The sequence below is a fragment of the Ruegeria sp. YTSC230 genome (genome assembly GCF_059609665.1).
In genome coordinates, this window is record NZ_JBXWMC010000002.1 from 425,504 (window position 1) to 446,307 (window position 20,804).

At 57.9% G+C, this 20,804-nt stretch carries 21 protein-coding genes; 12 read left to right on the plus strand and 9 right to left on the minus strand.

Features of this window, described 5'->3' with window-relative positions:
• Positions 1–7 precede the first annotated feature (7 nt).
• From AC2FD9_RS06125 to AC2FD9_RS06135, 3 genes are read left to right on the plus strand one after another with little or no spacing between them, the layout of a single operon-like run.
• Positions 8–688: a molecular chaperone DjiA gene (locus AC2FD9_RS06125; RefSeq protein WP_058275662.1), complete on the plus strand. Its 681-nt coding sequence runs from the start codon at positions 8–10 to the stop codon at positions 686–688.
• 3 nt (positions 689–691) lie between these two features.
• Complete coding sequence (locus AC2FD9_RS06130; RefSeq protein WP_496835898.1) at positions 692–1,687, plus strand: endonuclease/exonuclease/phosphatase family protein; 996 nt, start codon at positions 692–694, stop codon at positions 1,685–1,687.
• A 37-nt stretch (positions 1,688–1,724) separates the two neighbouring features.
• Positions 1,725–2,099: a hypothetical protein gene (locus tag AC2FD9_RS06135; protein WP_496835899.1), complete on the plus strand. Its 375-nt coding sequence runs from the start codon at positions 1,725–1,727 to the stop codon at positions 2,097–2,099.
• Positions 2,100–2,102: 3 nt separating this feature from the next.
• Here the strand turns inward: AC2FD9_RS06135 and AC2FD9_RS06140 are convergent, their stop codons facing one another.
• The 5 genes from AC2FD9_RS06140 to AC2FD9_RS06160 form a co-directional block, all read right to left on the minus strand.
• The gene (locus tag AC2FD9_RS06140) at positions 2,103–3,647 is read right to left on the minus strand and encodes a Ppx/GppA family phosphatase (protein ID WP_496835900.1); all 1,545 of its coding nucleotides are present in this window, start codon (positions 3,645–3,647) and stop codon (positions 2,103–2,105) included.
• A gap of 49 nt (positions 3,648–3,696) precedes the next feature.
• Positions 3,697–4,386, minus strand: coding sequence for an HdaA/DnaA family protein (locus AC2FD9_RS06145; protein WP_472723227.1), 690 nt, complete (start codon positions 4,384–4,386; stop codon positions 3,697–3,699).
• 1 nt (position 4,387) lies between these two features.
• Positions 4,388–5,461: an AI-2E family transporter gene (locus AC2FD9_RS06150; protein ID WP_282168859.1), complete on the minus strand. Its 1,074-nt coding sequence runs from the start codon at positions 5,459–5,461 to the stop codon at positions 4,388–4,390.
• Positions 5,462–5,551: 90 nt separating this feature from the next.
• Positions 5,552–6,526, minus strand: a complete 975-nt coding sequence (locus AC2FD9_RS06155) for an isopenicillin N synthase family dioxygenase (RefSeq protein WP_496835903.1) — start codon at positions 6,524–6,526, stop codon at positions 5,552–5,554.
• Positions 6,526–7,890 carry an FAD-dependent oxidoreductase gene (locus AC2FD9_RS06160; protein WP_496835905.1) on the minus strand — a complete coding sequence of 455 codons (1,365 nt, stop codon included), beginning with the start codon at positions 7,888–7,890 and terminating at the stop codon, positions 6,526–6,528. The genes AC2FD9_RS06155 and AC2FD9_RS06160 overlap by 1 nt, the downstream gene beginning before the upstream one ends.
• 168 nt (positions 7,891–8,058) lie before the next feature.
• On the opposite strand from AC2FD9_RS06160, the gene proS reads away from it, so the two are divergent.
• Together proS and AC2FD9_RS06170 are read left to right on the plus strand one after the other, a co-directional pair.
• Positions 8,059–9,399 carry a proline--tRNA ligase gene (proS, locus tag AC2FD9_RS06165; protein ID WP_496755051.1) on the plus strand — a complete coding sequence of 447 codons (1,341 nt, stop codon included), beginning with the start codon at positions 8,059–8,061 and terminating at the stop codon, positions 9,397–9,399.
• Complete coding sequence (locus AC2FD9_RS06170; protein WP_496835906.1) at positions 9,383–10,276, plus strand: glycosyltransferase family 2 protein; 894 nt, start codon at positions 9,383–9,385, stop codon at positions 10,274–10,276. The genes proS and AC2FD9_RS06170 overlap by 17 nt, the downstream gene beginning before the upstream one ends.
• Positions 10,277–10,281: 5 nt before the next feature.
• Here the strand turns inward: AC2FD9_RS06170 and AC2FD9_RS06175 are convergent, their stop codons facing one another.
• Positions 10,282–10,632, minus strand: coding sequence for a hypothetical protein (locus AC2FD9_RS06175; protein WP_058275672.1), 351 nt, complete (start codon positions 10,630–10,632; stop codon positions 10,282–10,284).
• 337 nt (positions 10,633–10,969) lie between these two features.
• On the opposite strand from AC2FD9_RS06175, the gene AC2FD9_RS06180 reads away from it, so the two are divergent.
• The 3 genes from AC2FD9_RS06180 to AC2FD9_RS06190 all read left to right on the plus strand — a co-directional run bounded on the left by AC2FD9_RS06180 (position 10,970) and on the right by AC2FD9_RS06190 (position 13,995).
• On the plus strand, positions 10,970–11,956 hold the full coding sequence (locus AC2FD9_RS06180) for a DUF6492 family protein (protein ID WP_496835908.1): 987 nt from the start codon (positions 10,970–10,972) through the stop codon (positions 11,954–11,956).
• A gap of 64 nt (positions 11,957–12,020) precedes the next feature.
• The gene (locus AC2FD9_RS06185) at positions 12,021–13,316 is read left to right on the plus strand and encodes a lipoprotein-releasing ABC transporter permease subunit (protein ID WP_058276881.1); all 1,296 of its coding nucleotides are present in this window, start codon (positions 12,021–12,023) and stop codon (positions 13,314–13,316) included.
• Positions 13,309–13,995 (plus strand): ABC transporter ATP-binding protein, encoded by a 687-nt coding sequence (locus AC2FD9_RS06190; RefSeq protein ID WP_496835910.1) that lies wholly within the window; start codon positions 13,309–13,311, stop codon positions 13,993–13,995. Before AC2FD9_RS06185 ends, AC2FD9_RS06190 begins: the two co-directional genes overlap by 8 nt.
• Here AC2FD9_RS06190 and AC2FD9_RS06195 read toward each other — a convergent pair.
• Entirely contained in the window at positions 13,979–14,416 is a 438-nt protein-coding gene (locus tag AC2FD9_RS06195) for a DMT family transporter (protein ID WP_058275676.1), read from the minus strand. The two genes, AC2FD9_RS06190 and AC2FD9_RS06195, sit on opposite strands and share 17 nt — an antisense overlap.
• Before the next feature lie 92 nt (positions 14,417–14,508).
• On the opposite strand from AC2FD9_RS06195, the gene AC2FD9_RS06200 reads away from it, so the two are divergent.
• Complete coding sequence (locus AC2FD9_RS06200) at positions 14,509–14,907, plus strand: c-type cytochrome (RefSeq protein WP_496835912.1); 399 nt, start codon at positions 14,509–14,511, stop codon at positions 14,905–14,907.
• Between the two features lie 3 nt (positions 14,908–14,910).
• Here AC2FD9_RS06200 and AC2FD9_RS06205 read toward each other — a convergent pair whose 3' ends face one another.
• Positions 14,911–15,585, minus strand: a complete 675-nt coding sequence (locus AC2FD9_RS06205) for a hypothetical protein (protein WP_496835913.1) — start codon at positions 15,583–15,585, stop codon at positions 14,911–14,913.
• 59 nt (positions 15,586–15,644) lie between these two features.
• Complete coding sequence (locus AC2FD9_RS06210) at positions 15,645–16,307, minus strand: DNA-3-methyladenine glycosylase I (RefSeq protein WP_109313135.1); 663 nt, start codon at positions 16,305–16,307, stop codon at positions 15,645–15,647.
• 414 nt (positions 16,308–16,721) lie between these two features.
• Between AC2FD9_RS06210 and AC2FD9_RS06215 the strand changes: the two genes are divergently transcribed.
• Genes AC2FD9_RS06215 through AC2FD9_RS06225 form a run of 3 tightly spaced genes read left to right on the plus strand, consistent with a single transcriptional unit; the run spans position 16,722 to position 20,795 of the window.
• Positions 16,722–17,672 (plus strand): ABC transporter substrate-binding protein, encoded by a 951-nt coding sequence (locus tag AC2FD9_RS06215; protein WP_058275748.1) that lies wholly within the window; start codon positions 16,722–16,724, stop codon positions 17,670–17,672.
• Positions 17,673–17,682: 10 nt separating this feature from the next.
• Positions 17,683–18,732, plus strand: coding sequence for a quaternary amine ABC transporter ATP-binding protein (locus tag AC2FD9_RS06220; RefSeq protein WP_058275679.1), 1,050 nt, complete (start codon positions 17,683–17,685; stop codon positions 18,730–18,732).
• Positions 18,729–20,795 carry an ABC transporter permease gene (locus AC2FD9_RS06225; protein WP_496835915.1) on the plus strand — a complete coding sequence of 689 codons (2,067 nt, stop codon included), beginning with the start codon at positions 18,729–18,731 and terminating at the stop codon, positions 20,793–20,795. The genes AC2FD9_RS06220 and AC2FD9_RS06225 overlap by 4 nt, the downstream gene beginning before the upstream one ends.
• Positions 20,796–20,804 lie beyond the last annotated feature (9 nt).

Genomic DNA, 20,804 nt, shown 5'->3' on the forward strand with positions numbered 1-20,804 from the left:
TGCGCTCATGTCGATCTGGATCCGTATATCCGATGCGCTAAGCGCGCTTGCCCAGGGTGAAAGCCTTACCGCGGTCTTCGAAAAGCTGCGCTCGCCGCCCGAACGGTCGGTGGCTTTCACCATCGCTGTGATCGCCTTGGGTGCGAAAATGGCCAAGGCGGATGGGCAGGTGACGCGGGATGAGGTCACGGCGTTTCGTGACGTGTTCCAGATTGCCCGCGATGATGAGGAAGGCGCGGCGCGCGTATTCAACATGGCCCGTACAGATGTCGCGGGTTATCAGGACTACGCCCGCAAGATCGCGCGCATGTTTTCCGAAGACAGCACCACGTTGTGCGATTTGATGGAGGGGTTGTTCCACATCGCCATGGCGGACGGGTTCTATCACCCCAACGAAAACGAGTTTCTGGAAGAGGTCAGCCATATTTTCGGCCAGACCGATGCGCAGTTCATGGCCTTGCGTGCCCGTTTTGTGCCTGATGCGCCCAATGATCCTTACACGGTTCTTGGGGTGCCACGGGACATGCCGTTACCCGATATTCGCAAGGTTTGGCGGCAACTTGTGCGCGAAACACATCCCGATGCGATGTTGGCACGTGGAGTTCCCGAAGAGGCCGTACGTCTGGCTGAAAAGAAGATGATCGACATCAACCGCGCCTGGGACGAAATCAACGGCGCGCAGGCCTGAGGCATGCGCCTCGCGACTTATAACATCGAGTGGTTCGCCAATCTGTTTGATCGTCATGACGAACTGATCGCCGATGACAGTTGGTCAGGTCGCCATGATGTCACCAAGGCGCAGCAGATCGAGGCTATCGCCAAGGTTCTGACGGCGATCGATGCGGATGCTGTGCTGGTTGTCGAAGCACCAAACACAGGGAAATCTCAGAACACGGTCCGCGCACTACAAAACTTTGCCGAGGCTTTCGATCTGCGCACCAGCGAAGCCGTGATGGGGTTTGCCAACGATACACATCAAGAACTAGCCTTGTTGTATGACCCGCGCGTTCTGACGGTGCGACATGATCCAAAAGACGGAGGGCAACGGGCTCCGCGTTTCGATCACGTGTTTCACATCGACCTCGATATCGACGCAACTGAGGATCAGGTGCAGTTTTCCAAGCCGCCTATGGAATTGGCAGTTGAAACCAAGGCAGGCGAACGGTTCCGTCTTATTGGCGCGCATCTGAAGTCAAAGGCGCCTCATGGGGCGGAAACCCGCGATGCGGCGATCCGCATCTCGATCGCCAATCGTCGGAAACAGCTGGCTCAGGCGATCTGGCTGGGCAGGCGGATCAAGGCGCATCTGGCGGCTGATGAACAGGTGATCTTAGTGGGCGATCTGAACGATGGTCCGGGGCTGGACGAATTCGAAAACTTGTTTGGTCGCTCATCGGTTGAAATCCTGCTGCAATCGGGGGTGTTTGATCCCCACGCGGATACGGCCTTCAGGTCAGAACCGGGTGAACGCCCGTCGACCGCGCGTTTTTATCGGCCCCAAGATCGCGGGTATCTTGAGGCGTTGCTGGACTATATTATGATCAGCGATGGGTTAAAGGATCGTCGCCCGGACTGGCGCATATGGCATCCGTTTCGCGATCCGGCTTGCCGTGATGCGCAGGATCTACATGAAGCGTTGCTAACCGCGTCTGACCATTTCCCTGTCACTCTGGATATCGAGCTGTGACCTTCCAACCGACTTTTAGTTGCCCTATGTTTTGGATATGAGACGTTTCATTCCAATCTGCGCCCTGACCGTCGCTATTGCCCTTCCGGCCTCTGCCGAGGAAGAGGGGAACAAATCCCTGATGGAGCAGGGGGCAGAGCTGTTCTTTGAAGGCTTGCGCCAGGAAATGGAGCCTGCATTGGATGAACTGCTGGGACTCGCTGAACAGTTTGGCCCTGCAATGCAGTCATTTATTGCGGAAATGGGGCCCGCCTTGGCCGAGCTGGCAGATGAGATTGAGGATTGGAGCGCCTATGAAGCACCCGAGATCCTGCCTAACGGCGATATAATTATCCGCAAAAAGCCGCCGCAGGACCCAGAAATACAGCCAGAGATCCCTGAAGGCCCGCCCGAGGGCGAAACCGAGATTTGATATCTAGCCCCGGATGATGACGCGGGTTTCGGATTTCAAAGCGTTGCCGAGTGACTTTAGCCGTGCCTCGGCCACTTCGTTGAACAGAGGGCGTGCTGCAGTTGGCAAGAACAGGTCCAGTTGTTGCTTCTTGGGGTAAAATTTCAAAGTCGCCATCGGCGCATCGTTCTGCATCCACAGCATGGCACCAAACCGCATAGCCTTGCCCAAGATCTCGGCCTGTTTCTGGTCTTTCTCGTCTAGGAGTTCGTACAGTGCGGTGAACCGGTTGCCCTCGCGTTTGTTGCGATACCGGTGCTGCAGGGCCAGCCCAATATAGACTCGTTCTGAGTGCTTCAAGCCGCCCAGATTGGCACGTGTGACGTAGTCGAAACAGACCTCGGCGCGATAGTCAGGATGTGCGCGCCAGCTGACGTCGTGCAACAGACAGGCCGCCTTTATCAGGCGGATGCGCGCGGGTGGGGCCGATTTGAACAGCGGCATCACGAAATCTAGCAGATGTTTTCCGAAACCGGGCAGGCGGGCGTCCTTGGCTTCGGAAAAACGGCTCGCCTCGATCAACGGATCGCGGTCCCGCAGGTTTTGTGGCATCTGCTCGTAAAGCAGACCCTCGCGGATACCATAGCTGGAAATGGCGATATCCTTGGGTTTGAACGTGCGGATCAAGCGTGCCAGCACATCCATCGCATAGGGGATCAGCGCCATCCGTGATCCCGACACACCGGCTTTGCTGCGCAGCTTTTCCGGGTCACCTTTTTCGATGAATTTAATGGTCTCGCGCACCTGCTTGGTGGTCATGCGATATTCATGCAGCACGTTCAGGGGATAACCCCGGCGCAGCATGTCCAGACGCGCAAAGGCCCGCCAGCTTCCGCCCACTAGGAACAACCGGTCCCGTTGCGGCCCCATCTGGTCGCGCAGATCCTCCATCGTGGCTTTGATGTGCGCCTTGCGCGCACGCCGGCCACCTTTGATGTCCCGCAGTTTCAGCGGCCCCAGCACCGAGGTCAGGCGCCGGCCGACGCCGCCGTCTCCGATCTCGGCTAATTCCATTGAGGACCCGCCGATGTCGCAGATCAGGCCATATGCGCCGGGCCATCCAAGCAGGACACCCTGCGCGGACAGGCGAGCCTCTTCATCGCCGTTAATGACCGATACGGTCAGGCCGGTTTCGGCTTTGACCTCAGCACAAAACTCGGGGCCATCCTCGGCCTCGCGCACGGCGGCGGTGGCGACGACATGTAGGCCGGGCAGGCCAAGGTCATCGGAGAGTTGGGCAAACCGACCCAAAGCAGCCAGAGCGCGCTTGCGACCCGTAGGGTTGAGCCGCCCCGTGTCCGAAAGGCCCGCGCCGAGCTCGCACATCACTTTTTCGTTGTAGAAATATGCCGGTGAGCGCGCGGCGCCGTCAAAGATCACCATCCGGACTGAGTTTGATCCGACGTCAACCACGCCCACGCGTGACAGAGCTCGGGCTTGGGGGTCATCAAAGAGGGGCTTTCCGAACGGACCCCAGTCAGGGATTTCGGTAACGACAGTCTGATCCATGTCTCTTCCAGATATTCCGCGTGCAGAATGCGAGATGACCCGGCGTGGGTCAATTCCCAGATTGGATATCATCTAAATCTGCGCTCAAAACACGCACCGCCAAGGCGCGGGTAATGTCGCGCTTTTCCGATAGGGCAAGCTGGTCCAGTTGCGCCACAACACTGGCGGCAGTTTCAAAGCGCCGGTCCATATGTTTGACCAAATAGGCGATGACCTCAGGGCTGGGGTTCAATTGCCGGTCCACGAACAGCTTGGCCAGAACCGCGCCCAGCAATGCATCATCCGGAGGATCCAGTGCCACGTGATGCGCGCCCTCGATCCGGCTTTGGAGATCGGGCAGCGGAAGTTGCCAGAAATTAGGGGCCAGCCGTCCAGTCATGAGAAGGGCGTTGCCTTCGGCCAACACAAGATTGTGCAGGTGAAACAGTGTTTTCTGTTGTTCTAAGTCGTCCGCGATCATCGGGACGTCTTCAACCGCGACAGGCGCGCGTGCCAGATCCGGCACGTCTTCGTGACGCACATCCGCGGCCTGAATGATCCGACCACCGGTTTCCGCCGCCCAGACATGTGCCAGATGGGTTTTACCTGCGCCCGCAGGGCCGCTTAGAACCAGTTTGTTGCCCGGCCAGGAAGTGGCCGAGATCATTGCAACCGCCAGTGCATTCGCGGGAGAGACGAAAAAATCCTCACGCCCCAGCGCAGTTTTCGCCGGAAGATCAAAGCTTAGCTGAAGGGCCATATTACAGGTCTTCCTGATCCGCGCTTTCGAGGCCGGTATACAGGCGGCTGCCCAAATAGACCGATGTTGCATACCGCGCCAGCACTCCCAGCGCTGCGGCAACGGGCACCGCGATCAGCATCCCGACAAAGCCGAACAAGGCACCGAAAACTGACAGAGCCAGCAGCAACCATACTGGGTGCAAACCCACTGAGCTACCTACCAGTTTTGGCGTCAGGAAATTGCCTTCGGTTACCTGGCCCAGCGCAAAGATCCCGGCAACCAGACCGATATGCGCCCAATCCCCCCAGAACTGGAACAGCGCCAGACCGATGGCCAGCGTGCCGCCGATAAGCGCGCCGAGGTAGGGAATGAATGTGACCAGACCCGCGATGAAACCGACGATCAGTCCGAACTGCAGGCCGACCGCCATCAGTGCCACGGCGTAATAGGTGCCAAGGATCAGGCAGACCGTGCCCATGCCGCGCACGAATGAGGCCAGAACGGCGTCAATTTCACCGGCCAGTCGTTTGATCGTGGGGGCGTGATCGCGGGGCAGCAGATCCCCGATCCGGGCGATCATGCGGTCCCAGTCCAGCAGCATGTAGACGGCCACAACCGGCACGATAACCAACAGAACGACGACGTTGATCGCCGAACCCAATGAGGCAGCGACGGATTGCAATACATCGCCTGTTTTGGACTTCAGAGTTTCGCCCAAAGAGACAAGGAATTGATGCGAGTTGGATTCGCGGTCAAGAAGCGACGGGAACTGTTGTTCGATAAAGCTGCGCAGTTGTTGGAACAGGCTTGGCATAACTTCGACCAGTTCGATCAACTGGGTAATCAGCGCGGGAACAACCATCAGGATTGCCAAAGCAAAGCCCAGAATGCCGACAACTGTAATGATCGCCGTGGCCGCCATGCGCGACAGGCCCAGATTTTCCAAACGATCTGCGAGCGGATCAAGGAAATAGGCGATCGCACCGCCAATTACAAACGGTAGTAAAACGTCGCCAAGTGCCCATAGGCAAAGCACAAAAATGACAGCCGCGACGCCCCAGTATCTGAGTTGATCCTTTACCGGCAAGGCCATGCTCGTCCCCTTGTTCTTGGCTCTTACTGGTGTTCTTGGCGTAAGCGGCCACGTGATGCAAGCGGTTCATGTCATGGAAATTTCCAAGGATTATGAGCTGAGCGTCCCAAGCTCGGGTGTATCGACGGTGGCATTTTCATCGGGCCAGTTGGTGCGCCAGATTTCGGCGGACCAATGTCCGCAATGAACAGACGGTCGATCAAAGCCGGGCAGGGGCGGCAGTAGCGGTTCAACGACCACGTCATGACGCGGAACTGCGAAGTAAGGGAAGGAATAGCGTTCTTTGCCAGATTTATTGACCACCCGATGCGGAGTGGATTTAAGCTGGCCACCGGACCAAAGCTCAAGCATGTCGCCGATATTCACGATGAAACCGCCGGGAGGGCAATCCGGGGTGATCCATCCGCCTTCGCGGGTCTGCACCTCAAGCCCGCCGACGGGGTCGGGGGCAATGATGGTCAGGGCATCCGTGTCCTTGTGCGGATGAATGCCAAAGCCTTCCTCATCCGGGGCCTGCGGCGGGTAGTGCAACAGCGTCATGTTTGTCATTGGGGTGGCAAAGGCCGCTTTCAGGACGTTGGGCTTCAGAGCCAGACCGATTTCAAGCGCGCCAAGCAGCAGTTCGGCTACGTGGTCCAGTTGCGACCAATACTCCAATATCACATCCTGCGCGCCCGGTACCTCCGCTGGCCAAAGGTTCGGTCCATAAAGCGCACAATCATCGCGAACCGGGTGGTCCTCGGAAACTTCGAAATGAAGCTTGTAACCTTCGTATTTGTCCGCCCTGCCCGAGCCATCATTGGGCGTGAAGAAACCCATGGGGATATATCCGCGATAGTTGTCGCGGGTGATGGCCTGATCCCACTTGCTCTGTTCGTCGATGTCAAAGATCGCGCGCGTCTTGGCGCGGACCTGATTAACGGTTTCAGGCGAAACCCCAGTGCCTGTGATGGAGAGAAAGCCGATGTCGGTGCTGGCGCCCAATATCCGCTGAACGGTTGCGTCATGGTCCGGATGGGCCGTGTCCTTCAGAGGAGAGATGTCGATCGTCGGGATTGATTGCATCAGTGAATCCTCACACCTTGCCGATCCAGCTCGGTGTGAACAGGGGCGAGGTTCATCTCGTGCAGACCCTGATTGCTTTTTAGCGACAAGGCCGCGGCAATTCCTGCACCCTGACCCATGACCGCGCAACAAGCCATGTTGCGGGTTGCAGCGTGGGCAACTTTGTCCGAACCATGCGAGCGGCCCGCAACCAAGAGGCCTTTGACGCCTTTGGGCAGCATCGAACGATAGGGAACCTGCATATATCGCCCGGTAGTCGGAAGGATGAGGATGCCATAGCCATCAATGAATTCAGGGTAGATGCCGATCGTGTCCTCAAACCGGCCCTGATGGCGGGCGTCATCTTCAGTCATGTTATAGACCGCGTCGATCTTCCGCGTGTCGCGAATGCCGATGGTCATCCCAAAATTGCGCAGCCGCGCGTTCTCACACCCCGGCATAAAGCGACGAAGCGCCTCGATTGCCAGCATGGATTGGCGGCGGCCTTCAATCTCGCCCTTTGTCAGACTGTCGGGGTCGGTCCCGTCGATTTCTCCCAGATGGATGAGGTTCATATAGGTCAGCTCACCCGTGTCGTGCATTGCACCCCATGTGCCCGCGATGGTGTTCAGATGCGGCGGGATCAGGCCCTGATCGATGGCCTGCTGGAACGGCTTGTGCACGAAGGGGGAAAACATGTCGTCTTCTTTGCCCGAAGTTTCGATGTTCCACTCGCCGCCGCCGCCCCAATCCTTGTAGGTCTGCGGATCGGCTTTGACACCTTCCATGAACGCGCGCTTGTCGACACCGGCCAGATGGAACATGACCGAGGCTGCCATCATGTCTTCGCGGGCGGTTTTGTGGGTTGGCGCGCCTGCGCGGTGGGCTACATCGGCGTCGCCGGTGGCGTCGATCACCACCTTGGCCAGGATTGCTTCACGCCCAGCTTTGGATTCGGTGATGATGCCTGTGATCCGGTCTCCCTCCATGATCGGAGCGACGAATTGCCGGTGCAGCATCGGATGAACGCCTGCCTCTTCAACCAGCTTGTCGGCCACCAGCTTAAAACCTTCGCTGTCCAACTCATAGCTCAGCGACTGGCTCTCTGGTACGGCCGCACCCATGTCCTTGGCGCGGGTCTCGAACTCCATGCCGATTCCGCCAGCTTCGACCGTCTGTTCATGGCGATACCAGGCGAAGCCCTCAACGCCCACGGCGGTGATGTTGCCACCCATGCAGCCGAAGCGGTCGACCAGCGACACCTCGACCCCGGCCCGAGCGGCGGCCAGCGCGGCGGCCAGCCCTGCCGGTCCTGACCCGACCACAAGAACGTCTGTCTGATGAACAACCGGTATTTGACGCGCGGGTTCCTGAATGGTTTGCATGGGTGCCCCCTGGAATTGGTATTTCAGTCACAATTGAAAACCCTGACTGGCGGGTCAATCAAAAAACCGACCGGCCCGAGGTCGCAAAATAACCAATGCATGATTGCCCCCGGCGGGGCTTTGGCATAAGCAACTTTGAAGTCCAAATTCACCTTCAAAGGTTCACCAATGCGCCTCAGCCGTTACTTTCTGCCCGTTCTCAAGGAAAACCCCTCCGAGGCCCAGATCGTCAGCCACCGGCTGATGCTGCGCGCCGGGATGATCAAGCAAGCTGCTGCCGGAATTTATTCATGGTTGCCGCTGGGCTTCAAAGTGCTGCGCAAGCTGGAAAACATCATCCATGAAGAGCAGGCACGCGCTGGCCATATCGCGATCCAGATGCCCATCATCCAGTCGGCGGATCTGTGGCGCGAATCCGGGCGGTATGATGACTACGGTCAGGAAATGCTGCGCATGAAAGACCGGCATGACCGGGATATGCTATTCACACCGACTGCCGAAGAACTGGTCACCGACATCTTCCGCGGTCATGTGAGTAGCTACAAAGACTTGCCGCTGACGCTGTACCAAATCCAGTGGAAGTTCCGCGATGAAATCCGCCCCCGTTTCGGCGTAATGCGCGGACGTGAGTTCTATATGAAGGACGGTTACAATTTCGACCTGACCAAAGAAGACTCGCTGCACGCCTATAACCGCCATCTGGTCAGCTATCTGCGCACCTATGAGCGAATGGGCCTGCAAGCCATCCCGATGCGTGCCGATTCCGGCCCTATCGGTGGTGACAACACGCACGAGTTCCTCGTTCTGGCCGATACCGGTGAATCTGAGGTGTTCTATGACAGTGCAGTCACAGATCTGACCTTTGGTGATCGTCAGATCGACTATGACAGCCACGAGCAGTGTCAGGCCATTCTCGAAGAGTTCACCTCGAAATACGCGCGCACGGATGAAACCCATGACGAGGCGCTGTTCAACCAAGTCCCCGAAGAGCGTCGCCGTGTGGCGCGTGGGATCGAGGTTGGTCAGATCTTCTACTTTGGCACCAAGTATTCCGAAGCCATGGGCGCAACTGTTCAAGGCCCCGATGGAAAGCCGGTTCCTGTTCACATGGGCAGCCACGGTATCGGCGTCAGCCGCCTGATCGGCGCGATCATCGAGGCCAGCCATGACGACAAGGGCATCATCTGGCCCGAAGGCGTGACGCCGTTCCATTGCGGTATCGTCAACCTGAAACAGGGTGATGACGAGGCCGACGCCGCCTGTAACAAGATCTACGGCGCGCTGACTGCGCTGGGCCTCGACCCGTTGTATGATGACCGTAAGGAACGGGCAGGGGGCAAGTTTGCCACCATGGACCTGATTGGTCTGCCCTGGCGCATCACCGTTGGCCCGCGCGGTTTGAAAAACGGAGTAGTTGAACTGACCTGTCGCCGTACAGGCGAAAGCGAGGAGATGTCCCCCGAAGCCGCCGTTACCAAGATCGCCGAGATCTATGAGCGCATCGCCTGATACCTCAGACGCGCCGCTGATCTCGGTCATTACCGCGACCTATGACCTGCTGTCGCAAGGGCGGCAGGACAGTTTTCGCGAGGTGATCGAGTGCATGGCCCGTCAGAATTGCGACCGGGCTGAGCATATCATTCAGGATGGGGCGTCGAGTGATGGCTCGGTCGAGTTTCTACAGAACCTGACCGCGAACGCGGCTCGCACCCGGCTGATTAGCAAACCGGATACCGGTTTGTATGACGCGATGAACAAGGGGGCGCAGGCCGCGCGAGGGGAATATCTGTTGTTCCTGAACTCGGATGACTCGCTGGCATCCGACGACATTTTGAACATCGTCGCTGATCGGCTTGAAGCGACACAGCCGGATTTCCTGTTCGGCTCGACCCTGCGCCGGTTCGAGGATGGGTCGGAAAGCCGAGAGAAGCGGATGTCGCTGACAGCGATTCTGCAGCGGATGCCGTTCTGCCATAACTCTGTGTTGCTGAAGCGGGATGTGTTCTTGGCGCTGGGCGGACATGACACTCAATTTAGCGTCGCGGCCGATTACGATCTGATGTTACGCCTTTTGACCGAAGGGTATCAGGGCGAGCGCATTGACGACCCGATATCCATGTTCTGGGGCAGGGGCGCTACGAGCGACGATGCCGCAACAGCGGAAGACTACGCCCGTGTCTGGATGAATTACTACGGCGGGTACAGGTCGGCCGATGTCCTGACACAGTCCGATTTCGCTCGATATTACCAACGCGGTCACATGCCCGCGGCGCTGGTCCTTGAGCGCTTGTTAAAGCCCGGCACGTCGGATGCCATCAAAGCCGCCGCGCGCCATAGTCTGTGGAAGACGACGCGCCGATCCGTTCAGTTCTGGCGCAGCTTTTAGGCGCGTCAGGCTGTCGGTCGGGCGGTCAGAACATCTCCGTCTGCCTCATGGCCCCGTGCGACAACGACTGGACGGCCCAGCCGTCGCACCAAATCCCTGAACTCAAGGCCCAGGAAGCGCAGACCGCAAATCCGGTCTCCGGTAGTTTGATCGGTTAGGCACATCCGTCCATCCCGGAAGACCAGGCGATACCCCTTGTCGTTCAGGATGTCGGTCAGACCAGCCCAGCTTGCCGCGCTGGCAAAGATCGGAAGGATCGTTGCTCGCAGTAGAACTGCGGATTCACAATCCAGTTCTGTTGATGTTTGTCGGACCGAAAATGCGTCCGGTTGTTCAGTTTCAATTCGAATACTCATGAGCGACCCCCGCTCTAAAAAATGTATTCCCCCTCAAACAGGGTGACAAAGTTTCCAAAAATAAGCAAAACGCGAAATAAAGTTGCGTTTCAAATGTTGCATTTTGAGTTCAGTTTGCCTCGCCATGCTCACATTGACTTCATGCCTGAAACAATACCGGGCTGTCTGTGAAGAGCGTCACAACCGGGGGTATATTTTGGTGGCGGACGATCTCCTTAAATTCGTGTGACCGTTCGACCCGTGGCCCTACTGATTCGCATTTTCGAGGCTTTGAGAGTGAATTTGACCGCGCCGAAATTGCTGATAAACCGAGCAAAACGATGAAAGGGCCCGCGCTGTGCTGAGTTTCGCGACCGTCGTGTATTCCAAGGACTTTCCCCTGCTTGAACTTCAGGCGCTGTCTTTTGCCCGTTTTGTCGATCCGGACATGGTTTCGTCGATTCACGTGATCATGAATGACTGCGACGAAGATACGCTCAGGGCAAAAATCGAACCCCTTTTGGCTTCATACGGCCCACTGCGATCCAAGGTTCAGGTCCTGGGCGGCGATGACCTGTTGTTGCAGCCCGGTCAGTACGCGGGGCGATCCTTGTCGGATCGGATCATGATCGAAAATCGGTTTCGTATTCCCGGCATTCGCAGGCAGGGGTGGCGCGGGTCCAACGGGTATCGCAGTCAGCAAGTTCTGAAGCTGGGCGCCGCGCGCGTTGCGGCGTCCGAGAACATGGTTATCCTGGACACCAAGAACGTCTTTCTGCGCAGCTTTGATCCGACTGAGTTCTTTGCTGACAATGGTGCGGCGCGTATCGCTTTCATCGACGTCCAAAGCGATTACCACCGCAATTGGCTGGTCGAGAGCCTTGATGCACTGGGCGCGTCAGGTACCGACCTCAACGGGTTAAGGACCACGACATTTGCGACCCCTTTCGCGATGCGCCGATCCTTGGCCTTGGCGCTGTTGGACGAGATCAACGATCGGTATGGCTCGGTTCAGGCGCTGTTCGGATCGCGCAGGCGGCCGTCCGAGTTCATGTTGCTGAATGCGTTCTGCCTCAAATCGCCGGATGGCTATGCAAAGTGGTTCGAGGGCCACGCGCAATGCAATATCGGGCTCTGGCCGACCTATTCGCCCGAGGAAATGGCATCGCAGTTGGCGATGCTGGATGATCCCGCTGCATTGACGTTGGGTCTGCATAACCGTGCCTTGTCGCTGTTGCCCGGCGATCTGCGGGATCGTGTGTTTTCCGAGTTGGAAACCAGGGGTATTTGTACCCGACCGCGCGCCGAAGAGGTGCTAAACCGCGCGGCAACGCTGACCGGCTGACAACCGGCTTGACCATCCGGTGAAATGCCGAAAGGGTCGCGACAACAAAATAACCGGAGCAGGCATGGCCAGAACACCCCCGCCCTTTGCCCCATTTGAGTGGAAAATCGCGTGGCGTTACCTGCGCGCGCGCCGTGCCGAAGGTGGCGTGAGCGTCATGACGTGGATTTCTCTGATCGGGATCACGTTGGCCGTCTTTGCCCTGATTGCCACTCTGGCCGTCCGTTCTGGATTTCGGTCCGAATTCGTTGGCACGATTCTGGGCGCAAACGCCCATGTGACTGTGTACTCCGCCGGAGAGTTTGATGCGCAGGGGCGCGTTGACCGCACAATCGCGGAATATGAAGAGATGACCAGCCGGATCGCGCAGGTTCCGGGCGTGGAACGCGCGGCCCCGCTGGTCAAAGGGCAGGTCCTGATTACCAATCGCGATCGCAGCAGCGGGGTCGAGGTCTTTGGTATCCGCCCCGACGACTTGCGCGATCTGCCCGGCGTCGCGCAAAGCGAACAGGCCGTCGGTGATCTGACCCAGTTTCAAGACGGTGAGGATGTGATTGCCATTGGGTCCGGTGTGGCGCGCAGCATCGGAGCGACGGTTGGTGACACGGTCAAACTGACCTCACCCAATGGGGTGAAAACCGCCTTCGGGACGTCTCCACGCGTGAACGCTTATCAGGTGGTCTATGTGTTCTCGGCCGGGCGGTATGACATCGACCGCACCCGCGTTTATATGCCGTTCACGCAAGCTCAGAGCTTTTTCAACCGCGACGGTGTGGCCGACGAGATCGAAGTGATGGTCGAACGGCCCGAGGAAATGACCCCGGTTCTGATTCCCATCCTCGAGGCCGCAGGCGGGCGCAGCCAGATCTGGACTTGGCAGGATGCGTCGGGCGGATTTCTGCGTGCGCTTGAGGTTGAGGACAACGTGATGTTTATCATCCTGTCGATCCTCGTCCTGATCGCAGCAATGAACATCGTGTCGGGCCTGATCATGCTGGTGAAAAACAAGGGGCGCGATATCGGTATCCTGCGCACCATTGGCCTGAGCGAAGGGTCGATCCTGCGGGTCTTTTTCATCTGCGGTGCGTTCACAGGCATCATCGGCACCGTTATGGGAGTGATCCTCGGCTGCCTGTTTGCCATCTATATCGACCCGATATTCTCATTCGTGAACTACGTCATGGGTGGCGGGGTCTGGGATCCGTCCATTCGCGGCATCTACTCCTTACCCGCCGAGTTGCACCTTTCAGATGTTCTCAAGGCGATTGGGCTGTCGTTGGGGCTGTCATTCATCGTCACCTATTTCCCGGCCCGCCGCGCGGCGCGGCTGAACCCGGTTGAGGCGCTGCGCTATGAATGATCTGACGATGCGGCTGAACGGTTTGACCAAGACCTACCTCAAGGGCACTCCGGGTGAGGTGCAGGTGCTGCGCGGTGTCGATCTGGAACTGCGCGCAGGTGAGGCTGTGGCTTTGGTCGCGCCATCCGGGGCAGGCAAATCGACACTGTTGCACATTGCGGGACTACTGGACAAACCAGATGAAGGATCGGTCGAGATCGCTGGCCAGAATGTAGCGGGCAGGGGGGATCGAACCCGTACAGCGCTTAGACGACAGGACGTTGGGTTCGTGTACCAGTTCCATCATTTGTTGCCCGAGTTTACCGCGCTAGAAAACATCACCCTGCCGCAACTGGCTAACGGTGTATCCGAGAAGGCCGCACAGGACAGGGCGATGGCCTTGCTGGACCGCGTTGGAGTGGCGGCACGTGCCAAACACCGCCCCGCCGCTCTGTCAGGTGGCGAGCAGCAACGTGTTGCGTTTTGCCGGGCCCTGGCGAACAAGCCACGCGTTTTGCTGGCGGATGAACCGACCGGTAACCTGGATCCCGAAACCTCGGATCAGGTATTTGGTGCGTTGATGTCGCTGGTACGGGATGAAGGGCTTTCAGCGTTGATTGCGACGCATAACATGGATCTGGCCGCGCGGATGGACCGAAAACTGCGGCTGGAGGCGGGTGTTCTTAAGCCAGTTGAGTGATGGCGACACCGGCCGCCATCACGGCGATACCCCCGGCCCTTATCCATGTCAGCGGCGTGACCTGAGCACCAAACAGGCCAAAATGATCGATGGCCGCCGTGCTGATCAGCTGTCCCAGCAGAACAAAGAACACTGCGTTACCGACCCCGAAATGGGGGGCAACATGCGTGATCGACAAAACATAAAACGCAATCAAAACACCGGCCAACAACAGGTGTTTTGGGGCTTGGGCCACTTTGGATAGCGCTTCCATTCCTGGAAACAGCAGCATGACTAGGGCTGACGCCACGAACGCGATGGCAAACAGGACTACGCCGGCGGTTGTCGGGGACCCGATCAGCTTGCCCAGTGCGGCATTCAAAGCCGCCAGAATCGGAACGCCGATCCCGGCCGCCAGCATAATGGCTGCGTATTGTGTCATTGCCCGTATCCTCCCGCTTCGTTGATCTGGATCATTGCGCCAAGCCGCCCGGCGGGCAAGCCTGCAAATGTCAATCGTGACAGGAGGATGCGATGATCAGACCGATGTTCAGGGCCGTTTGTGCGAGTGTAGCCGCGTTGGCGTCTCCGGCCATGGCGCAGAACGTTGAAACCGGTGCCGAACTCTATCAGCATTATTGTGCGACTTGTCATGGGATCGATGCGACCGGGCATGGGCCAATGGCTGGTGTGTTGGTGATACAGCCGACTGATCTGACCCTGCTGGCATCCAGGGATGGAGTATTCCCAACAGCCCGTGTTGTGGCGCGTATCGACGGGCGTGATCCTCTGGTCAGTCATGGCAGCCCGATGCCGGTTTACGGTCCCTATTTCGACGGGCAGGATACCTCGATGAAAACACCCGATGGGCAGCCGATCCTGACCAGTCAGCCGATTGTGGATCTGGTGGCTTATCTGGAGACGCTGCAGTAAGGCTTAGCCTTCGCGGCATATCCCTTCGACCTTCGCTCCGCTCCACGGAATGACAACGGCACGCTCGCGCCGCGCGCCAGGCAGCGGTGACAAGTCGAAATGCGCGCCCAACATGTCATGCAAGCGCAGGGTCCGCGGTGCGGTAGGGTCCAATGCCCGGCAGCAGACGTATTCCTCGACGATCGCCCCCTGTTGTTCGAATCCATAGGATAGAAAATCAGGCGATGTCTGCAGGTCGAACAAGTACGGGTCCTTGCTTCCGCCATGTTCGGCGGCGGCTCGCAAGGGATGGTAACCAGTGGACTGGCGGTTCTGCCATTGCCAGACGTGGGTCAGTTCGTGTGCAAGCAACATCCCGGCAATCAGGTCCATCTGTTCTGGGAAATCGGACATATAGTCCTCAAGGTACCAGTCCTTGTTAAAATAGACCTTATTGAACAACGCAACAGCAGCGGGTTTCGCGGTTACGACCCCTTCTTCGGTTGGTGGCAGGATACGTTCCCGACAGGCCAGGCGCGGCCGGTCCTTGCGGTAAAACGTGATCGGCGTTACCGGCGCACCTTCGACAAGTCGCACGCGATCCAGATCCAGCGTGTCGCCTTGAACGGCACTTGCAAATGCGCGTTCCTGATCCGTCAAAGGGCGACCACAGGCAGCAAGCAAAATTAATAGCGTCATCAAAATACGAAAGGCCATAATCAAAGCCTAATGCGATGCGCCCGCGCTGCAACCCGTTTTCACAGGCTCATCGCCAAAACCCTGCTGATTTCGGTTAGCGACCGGCCTGATTGATCCATCCATGTATTAAAGGCCTCTTGCACCGCAGCCATTGCCTTTTTCGAAGTCGCGGGTTTATCAACCACCCCTTCGGCAACCAGCCGCGCGGTCACATCTTGCGAGAGGATAAAACTGTCACACCCTGCAAATCGCATGGCGTATTGGGCCGACGCGCCGCCCAGACGCGACCCGCGCTTGGCCAGCATCGCCAACAGACCGACGTAGTCTTCGGATGGCCATCCTCCAAGCACCTGACCCGCGCCGCCTTCATTACGCAGTTCCAGCAGAAATGCGGCATTGTCACGAACGGTCGCGATCTTGGTTCCGTTGCGCACAATGCGGGTGTCCTGCAGCAAGGCGTCGAATTTCTCATCATCCATGAAGGCGCAGCGTCCGACATCGAAACCGTCAAATGCGATTTCAAACCCGTCCCACTTGTTTTCGATGACCTTCCAGTTGAACCCCGCCTGAAAGATGGTCTTGGTGATAATCGACAGCCAGCGATCTTCCGGCATCTCAGCAAGCTCGGCCAGGCTTTTGGGTTTGCTCAATTTTTCATTCAACGCATCCGGGCCACCATGGCGATTGGCAGCCATTACAAAAATTTCATCGAAATGATGCATAAATCATGTCCTCCACCGATAAAGTTGCCTGTCGAACGCTTCGTTGCAAGGTCCCAACGAGAGTGAGTTTTTGGACATTTGGTGCGTCTGAAATCAAAATATGCAGAAAAATCGAACATCGGGAAAAGAAATACTCGACAAAACAGGGGATTCGGGTTTGTGATTGACTCGTCAATCAAAGACCTGCGCCAGATATTTGTGTTAAGCAAAAACGCGCGCGATCAGTACAACGCAGCGAGTGGGGACTTGCAGCTTAGTACAAGGCGAAAAATTCCGCCTTTGTTCAAAGTGTTCACTTCCCTTTTGCGGCCAATATTGTGCATGTTGCGACATGGTATTGTCGTCTGTCCAACCTTCCGGCGCGCACCTGTGCGCTGAGGTGGACGAAAAACAAAAAAGACAGGGAGAATGTCGATGAAAAAACTTAGTGTCAGCCTGTTGGCTATGATGGTAGCCGGTTCCGCTTACGCCGCCGATATGGGTGCCGTGGACGAGCCGATCAAACTGGCGATCAACGAATGGACCGGTCAGCACGTAACGACCCAAGTGGCGGGTGAGATGCTGAAAGCCGCGGGTTACAACGTCGAATATGTGACCGCTGGTATGATGAACCAGTTCCAAGCAATCGCGGATGGCGACATCACTGCGACGCTGGAAATCTGGTCGTCAAACGTCTCGGACGAATACGCCAAGAAAATCGACGAAGGCACCGTCGTCGAAATTGGCGATCTGGGTCTGGATGCCAAGGAAGGCATCGCTTATCCGGCGCACGTGGCCGATCTGTGCCCCGGTCTGCCGGCATGGGAAGCGCTGAAGGATTGCGCGCAGGTCTTCGCGACCGCTGAAACTCTGCCCGGTGGTCGTCTGGTCGACTATCCTGCCGATTGGGGTACGCCCGGCGCCGACCGTATGACCGGTCTTGAACTGCCGTTCAAAGCTGTGCCTGCCGGTTCCGAAGGCGCTCTGATCGCCGAATTGCGCGCCTCGACCGAGCGCAAGTCGCCGCTGCTGATCACTTTCTGGCAGCCGCATTGGGCGATGTCGGCCTATGACGTTCAGTTCGTTGAATTGCCTGCCGGTGAAGAAGCTTGCTTTAACGATCCGGCTTGGGGACCGAACCCGAACGCCGTGAACGACTGCGATTTCTCGCCCTCGCGCATCTTCAAAGCCAGCTGGAACGGGATGGAAGAAAAATGGCCCGCGGCTTATGAAATCCTGTCCAACTATCAATTGGCGGTCGAGGACCAACAGCCGATGATGGGCGCGATCGACGTTGACGGCGGTAAAGTCGAAGAAGTTGTCGCCGAATGGATGGCTGCGAACGAAGACAAATGGCGTCCGGTTGTTGACGCGGCAACGCAGTGAGTTCGCATAAGTGACTGATGCGAATACGCCAGCCATTACCTGCCAGAATCTCTGGCAGGTTTTTGGTCAAGGCGCAGACAAAGCCCTGACCGACGCGCTGTCTCGGTCAGGGAATGACGCAGACAAAGCCGCCACCGATCTGCGCGAACAAGGGTTCATCCCGGCTGTTCAGGACGCAAATTTCGAAGTCAAAGAGGGCGAGCTCTTCGTCATCATGGGGCTGTCGGGATCGGGCAAGTCCACACTGATCCGCTGTATCTCGCAATTGCTGCCGGGCACGGGCGGCGAAATCCGTGTCGACGGCGAAAACGTTATCGGCGCGTCGAAGAAAGCGCTGACCGAATTGCGGCGCAAAAAACTGGGCATGGTGTTCCAGCATTTTGGCCTGTTTCCACACATGACTGTTGCGGACAACGTGGCCTATCCACTGCGCGTATCGGGCGTCGGCAAAAAGGAACGAATGGCCCGTGCGCAAGAGGTCATCACTCTGGTCGGACTGGAGGGGCGCGAGGACAGCTACCCGCGTCAGCTTTCCGGTGGTCAGCGTCAGCGCGTGGGAATTGCACGGTCTTTGGCGGTGAACCCGGACATCTGGTTTCTGGACGAGCCGTTCTCGGCCCTCGACCCGCTGATCCGCCGACAGCTGCAGGACGAATTCCTGCGCATTCAGGCGACGCTGAAGAAATCCATCGTCTTCATTACTCATGATATCCAAGAGGCGCTGAAACTGGCCGACCGCATCGCCATCATGCGCGATGGCAAGATCGTCCAGATCGGAACGCCGACGGATATCGTATTGCGCCCCGTAGATGATTACGTGCGCGAATTCTCGAAAGACGTGGCCAAGGGTCAGCACGCCAAGGTTGCCTCGGTCATGCGGGACGAGTCTGAACGTGGCCCGGATGATCCTGGCCTGACAACCTCGATGACGCTAGACGCTGCGTTGGCGCATTGCATGGAGCTTTATGAGCCCGTTCCTGTGCGAGATGAAAACGGCAATATTGTTGGCACGGTTCATCCTTCTGATCTTGCCGCCGCGCTCCAGGTGGATGAGACATGACTGCCGTGTCAGACATCCCCAGCAACAGCGCGATCCAATTGACGGTTGGCGCGAAGGCGGCATTAATCACAGTCGTTGTCGGCGCGATTTGCCTTGCGTTGGAGGGTCTTGCGCCTTGGCTGGTCAAATGGCCTACCGCCTGGGAATTGCCCGCGACTGAATGGGTTGGCGCGTTTTTGGACTGGTTTCTGAACGGTATCAAACCAGCGATGCGGCTGTTTTCCGATCTGATGGCCTATCCCATGAACTGGGCCAATTTTCTGTTGGGCAGCACTCCTTGGCCTATCCTTATCGGCCTGGTGACAGCGCTAGGCTGGTTTCTGGGCGGATTGCCCATGGCGGCGTTGGGGTTTTTTGGCCTGTGTTTCGTGTTCGCCTCCGGCTATTGGGCCGAGAGCATGAACACGCTGGCGCTGGTCGCAGTTTCAGTACCGGTTGCGCTGATCGTGGGCGGTGCCATCGGCATCCTTGCCAACGAAGTGCCGCGTGTTAGGTCCTTTGTTCAGGCGGTTTTGGACGTGATGCAGACGGTCCCGACTTTTGCATATCTGACCCCGCTATTGCTGCTGTTTGGTTTTGGCCCGGTTGTGGGTTTGATCGCGTCGGCCATTTATGCGGCCCCGCCCATGGCGCGCAACGTGATGCTGGGTTTGGAGCGGGTCGAGCCCGAGATCAAAGAGGCCGCGATCATGTCCGGCGGCACGCGGTTTCAGCAGTTGTTTCAAGTCGAAATTCCTGCTGCGGCGACGCAGATCATGGTGGGTGTAAACCAGTGCCTGATGGCCGCCCTTTCGATGGTCATTATCGCCGCCGTTATCGGCGGGTTCAACGACATCGGCTGGGAAGTCCTTCTGACCATGCGCAAGGCTCAGTTTGGCGAGTCGCTGATGGCCGGTCTAGTCATCGTGGTTTTTGCTGTGGTGATCGACCGGATGAGCGGCACGCTGGCGACCGAGCGTAAGCGCTATGATCCACGCGTTGTCTGGGCGGTGTTGGGCTTTACGGCTCTGTTCACCGTCGCTTTCTGGGCATGGCTGCCGAACCCGTCCGAACTGACCCTGCTGGACCCGATGGCCGAGGCTGTCGATAGCGGCCTGACTGCGTTCACGCAAGCGAACGGTCCTTGGCTGGATGCGCTCAAGAACAACTCATTGTTCTATGTCCTGTTGCCACTGCGGATCGGTCTGGATCAGGCCGTTCTGCCGTTCACATGGGGTTTCCAGTGGACAGCTGGCATGAGCTTCGGCCTGTTCGCCGTCAGCGCGGTCATCGCCGCACTGATGGCATGGCGTGGTCACCTGACGGGCGGTTTGGTCGTGCTGATCCTGATCGGAATGTTGGAAACTGGTATTGCAAACCTGCCATGGCCTTTCGTTCTTACCGGCGCTGCCGCGCTCAGCTATGTCGCGGGCGGCTGGCGTCTGGCGGCGCTTTCGGTGGGGTTGCTGTGTACTATCCTTGTTTCCGGTCTTTGGGAGCGCGCCTTGCTGTCGCTTTACCTCAGCGGGGCTGCAGTGTTTTCCTGCGCCGTGGCAGGCGGCTTGATCGGACTGGCCAGCGCGGTATGGGCGCCGGTCTGGAAGGTTGTTCGTCCAATTTGCGACATGCTGCAGACGATCCCGCTATTCGTGTTCCTGATCCCCGTGCTGATGGTGTTCCAGATTGGCGAGTTCTCGGCCTTTCTGGCCATCTGTGCTTACGCCATCGTCCCGATGATCCGCTACACGCGTCACGGGCTGGTCAACACTCCAGAAGAGATGATGGAGGCCGCAATCTCGAGCGGTGCGACCGAGTGGCAGATCATGCGCGACGTGCGCGCGCCGTATGCTGCGCCGACGATCCTGCTGGGGTTGAACCAGACCATCCTTTATGCCTTTGCAATGCTGGTGATCGCGGCACTGATCGGGACCACCGGTCTGGGGCAGTCGATCTATCTTGCACTGGGGCAAGCGGATGTGGGTCTGGGCATCTCGGCCGGTGCTGCTATGGCGATTCTGGCGCTTGTTGCCGACCGTATCGTACAGGGCTTTGCCGAAGAACGGCGCAAAGCGCTGGGGCTGTAAATTGGGGCA

Coding starts and splice junctions, on each gene's coding strand:
- AC2FD9_RS06125 (WP_058275662.1), top strand. CDS start 8: ATGTCGATCTGGATCCGTATATCCGATGCGCTAAGCGCGCTTGCCCAG.
- AC2FD9_RS06130 (WP_496835898.1), top strand. CDS start 692: ATGCGCCTCGCGACTTATAACATCGAGTGGTTCGCCAATCTGTTTGAT.
- AC2FD9_RS06135 (WP_496835899.1), top strand. CDS start 1,725: ATGAGACGTTTCATTCCAATCTGCGCCCTGACCGTCGCTATTGCCCTT.
- AC2FD9_RS06140 (WP_496835900.1), bottom strand. CDS start 3,647: ATGGATCAGACTGTCGTTACCGAAATCCCTGACTGGGGTCCGTTCGGA.
- AC2FD9_RS06145 (WP_472723227.1), bottom strand. CDS start 4,386: ATGGCCCTTCAGCTAAGCTTTGATCTTCCGGCGAAAACTGCGCTGGGG.
- AC2FD9_RS06150 (WP_282168859.1), bottom strand. CDS start 5,461: ATGGCCTTGCCGGTAAAGGATCAACTCAGATACTGGGGCGTCGCGGCT.
- AC2FD9_RS06155 (WP_496835903.1), bottom strand. CDS start 6,526: ATGCAATCAATCCCGACGATCGACATCTCTCCTCTGAAGGACACGGCC.
- AC2FD9_RS06160 (WP_496835905.1), bottom strand. CDS start 7,890: ATGCAAACCATTCAGGAACCCGCGCGTCAAATACCGGTTGTTCATCAG.
- proS (WP_496755051.1), top strand. CDS start 8,059: ATGCGCCTCAGCCGTTACTTTCTGCCCGTTCTCAAGGAAAACCCCTCC.
- AC2FD9_RS06170 (WP_496835906.1), top strand. CDS start 9,383: ATGAGCGCATCGCCTGATACCTCAGACGCGCCGCTGATCTCGGTCATT.
- AC2FD9_RS06175 (WP_058275672.1), bottom strand. CDS start 10,632: ATGAGTATTCGAATTGAAACTGAACAACCGGACGCATTTTCGGTCCGA.
- AC2FD9_RS06185 (WP_058276881.1), top strand. CDS start 12,021: ATGGCCAGAACACCCCCGCCCTTTGCCCCATTTGAGTGGAAAATCGCG.
- AC2FD9_RS06190 (WP_496835910.1), top strand. CDS start 13,309: ATGAATGATCTGACGATGCGGCTGAACGGTTTGACCAAGACCTACCTC.
- AC2FD9_RS06195 (WP_058275676.1), bottom strand. CDS start 14,416: ATGACACAATACGCAGCCATTATGCTGGCGGCCGGGATCGGCGTTCCG.
- AC2FD9_RS06200 (WP_496835912.1), top strand. CDS start 14,509: ATGATCAGACCGATGTTCAGGGCCGTTTGTGCGAGTGTAGCCGCGTTG.
- AC2FD9_RS06205 (WP_496835913.1), bottom strand. CDS start 15,585: ATGACGCTATTAATTTTGCTTGCTGCCTGTGGTCGCCCTTTGACGGAT.
- AC2FD9_RS06210 (WP_109313135.1), bottom strand. CDS start 16,307: ATGCATCATTTCGATGAAATTTTTGTAATGGCTGCCAATCGCCATGGT.
- AC2FD9_RS06215 (WP_058275748.1), top strand. CDS start 16,722: ATGAAAAAACTTAGTGTCAGCCTGTTGGCTATGATGGTAGCCGGTTCC.
- AC2FD9_RS06225 (WP_496835915.1), top strand. CDS start 18,729: ATGACTGCCGTGTCAGACATCCCCAGCAACAGCGCGATCCAATTGACG.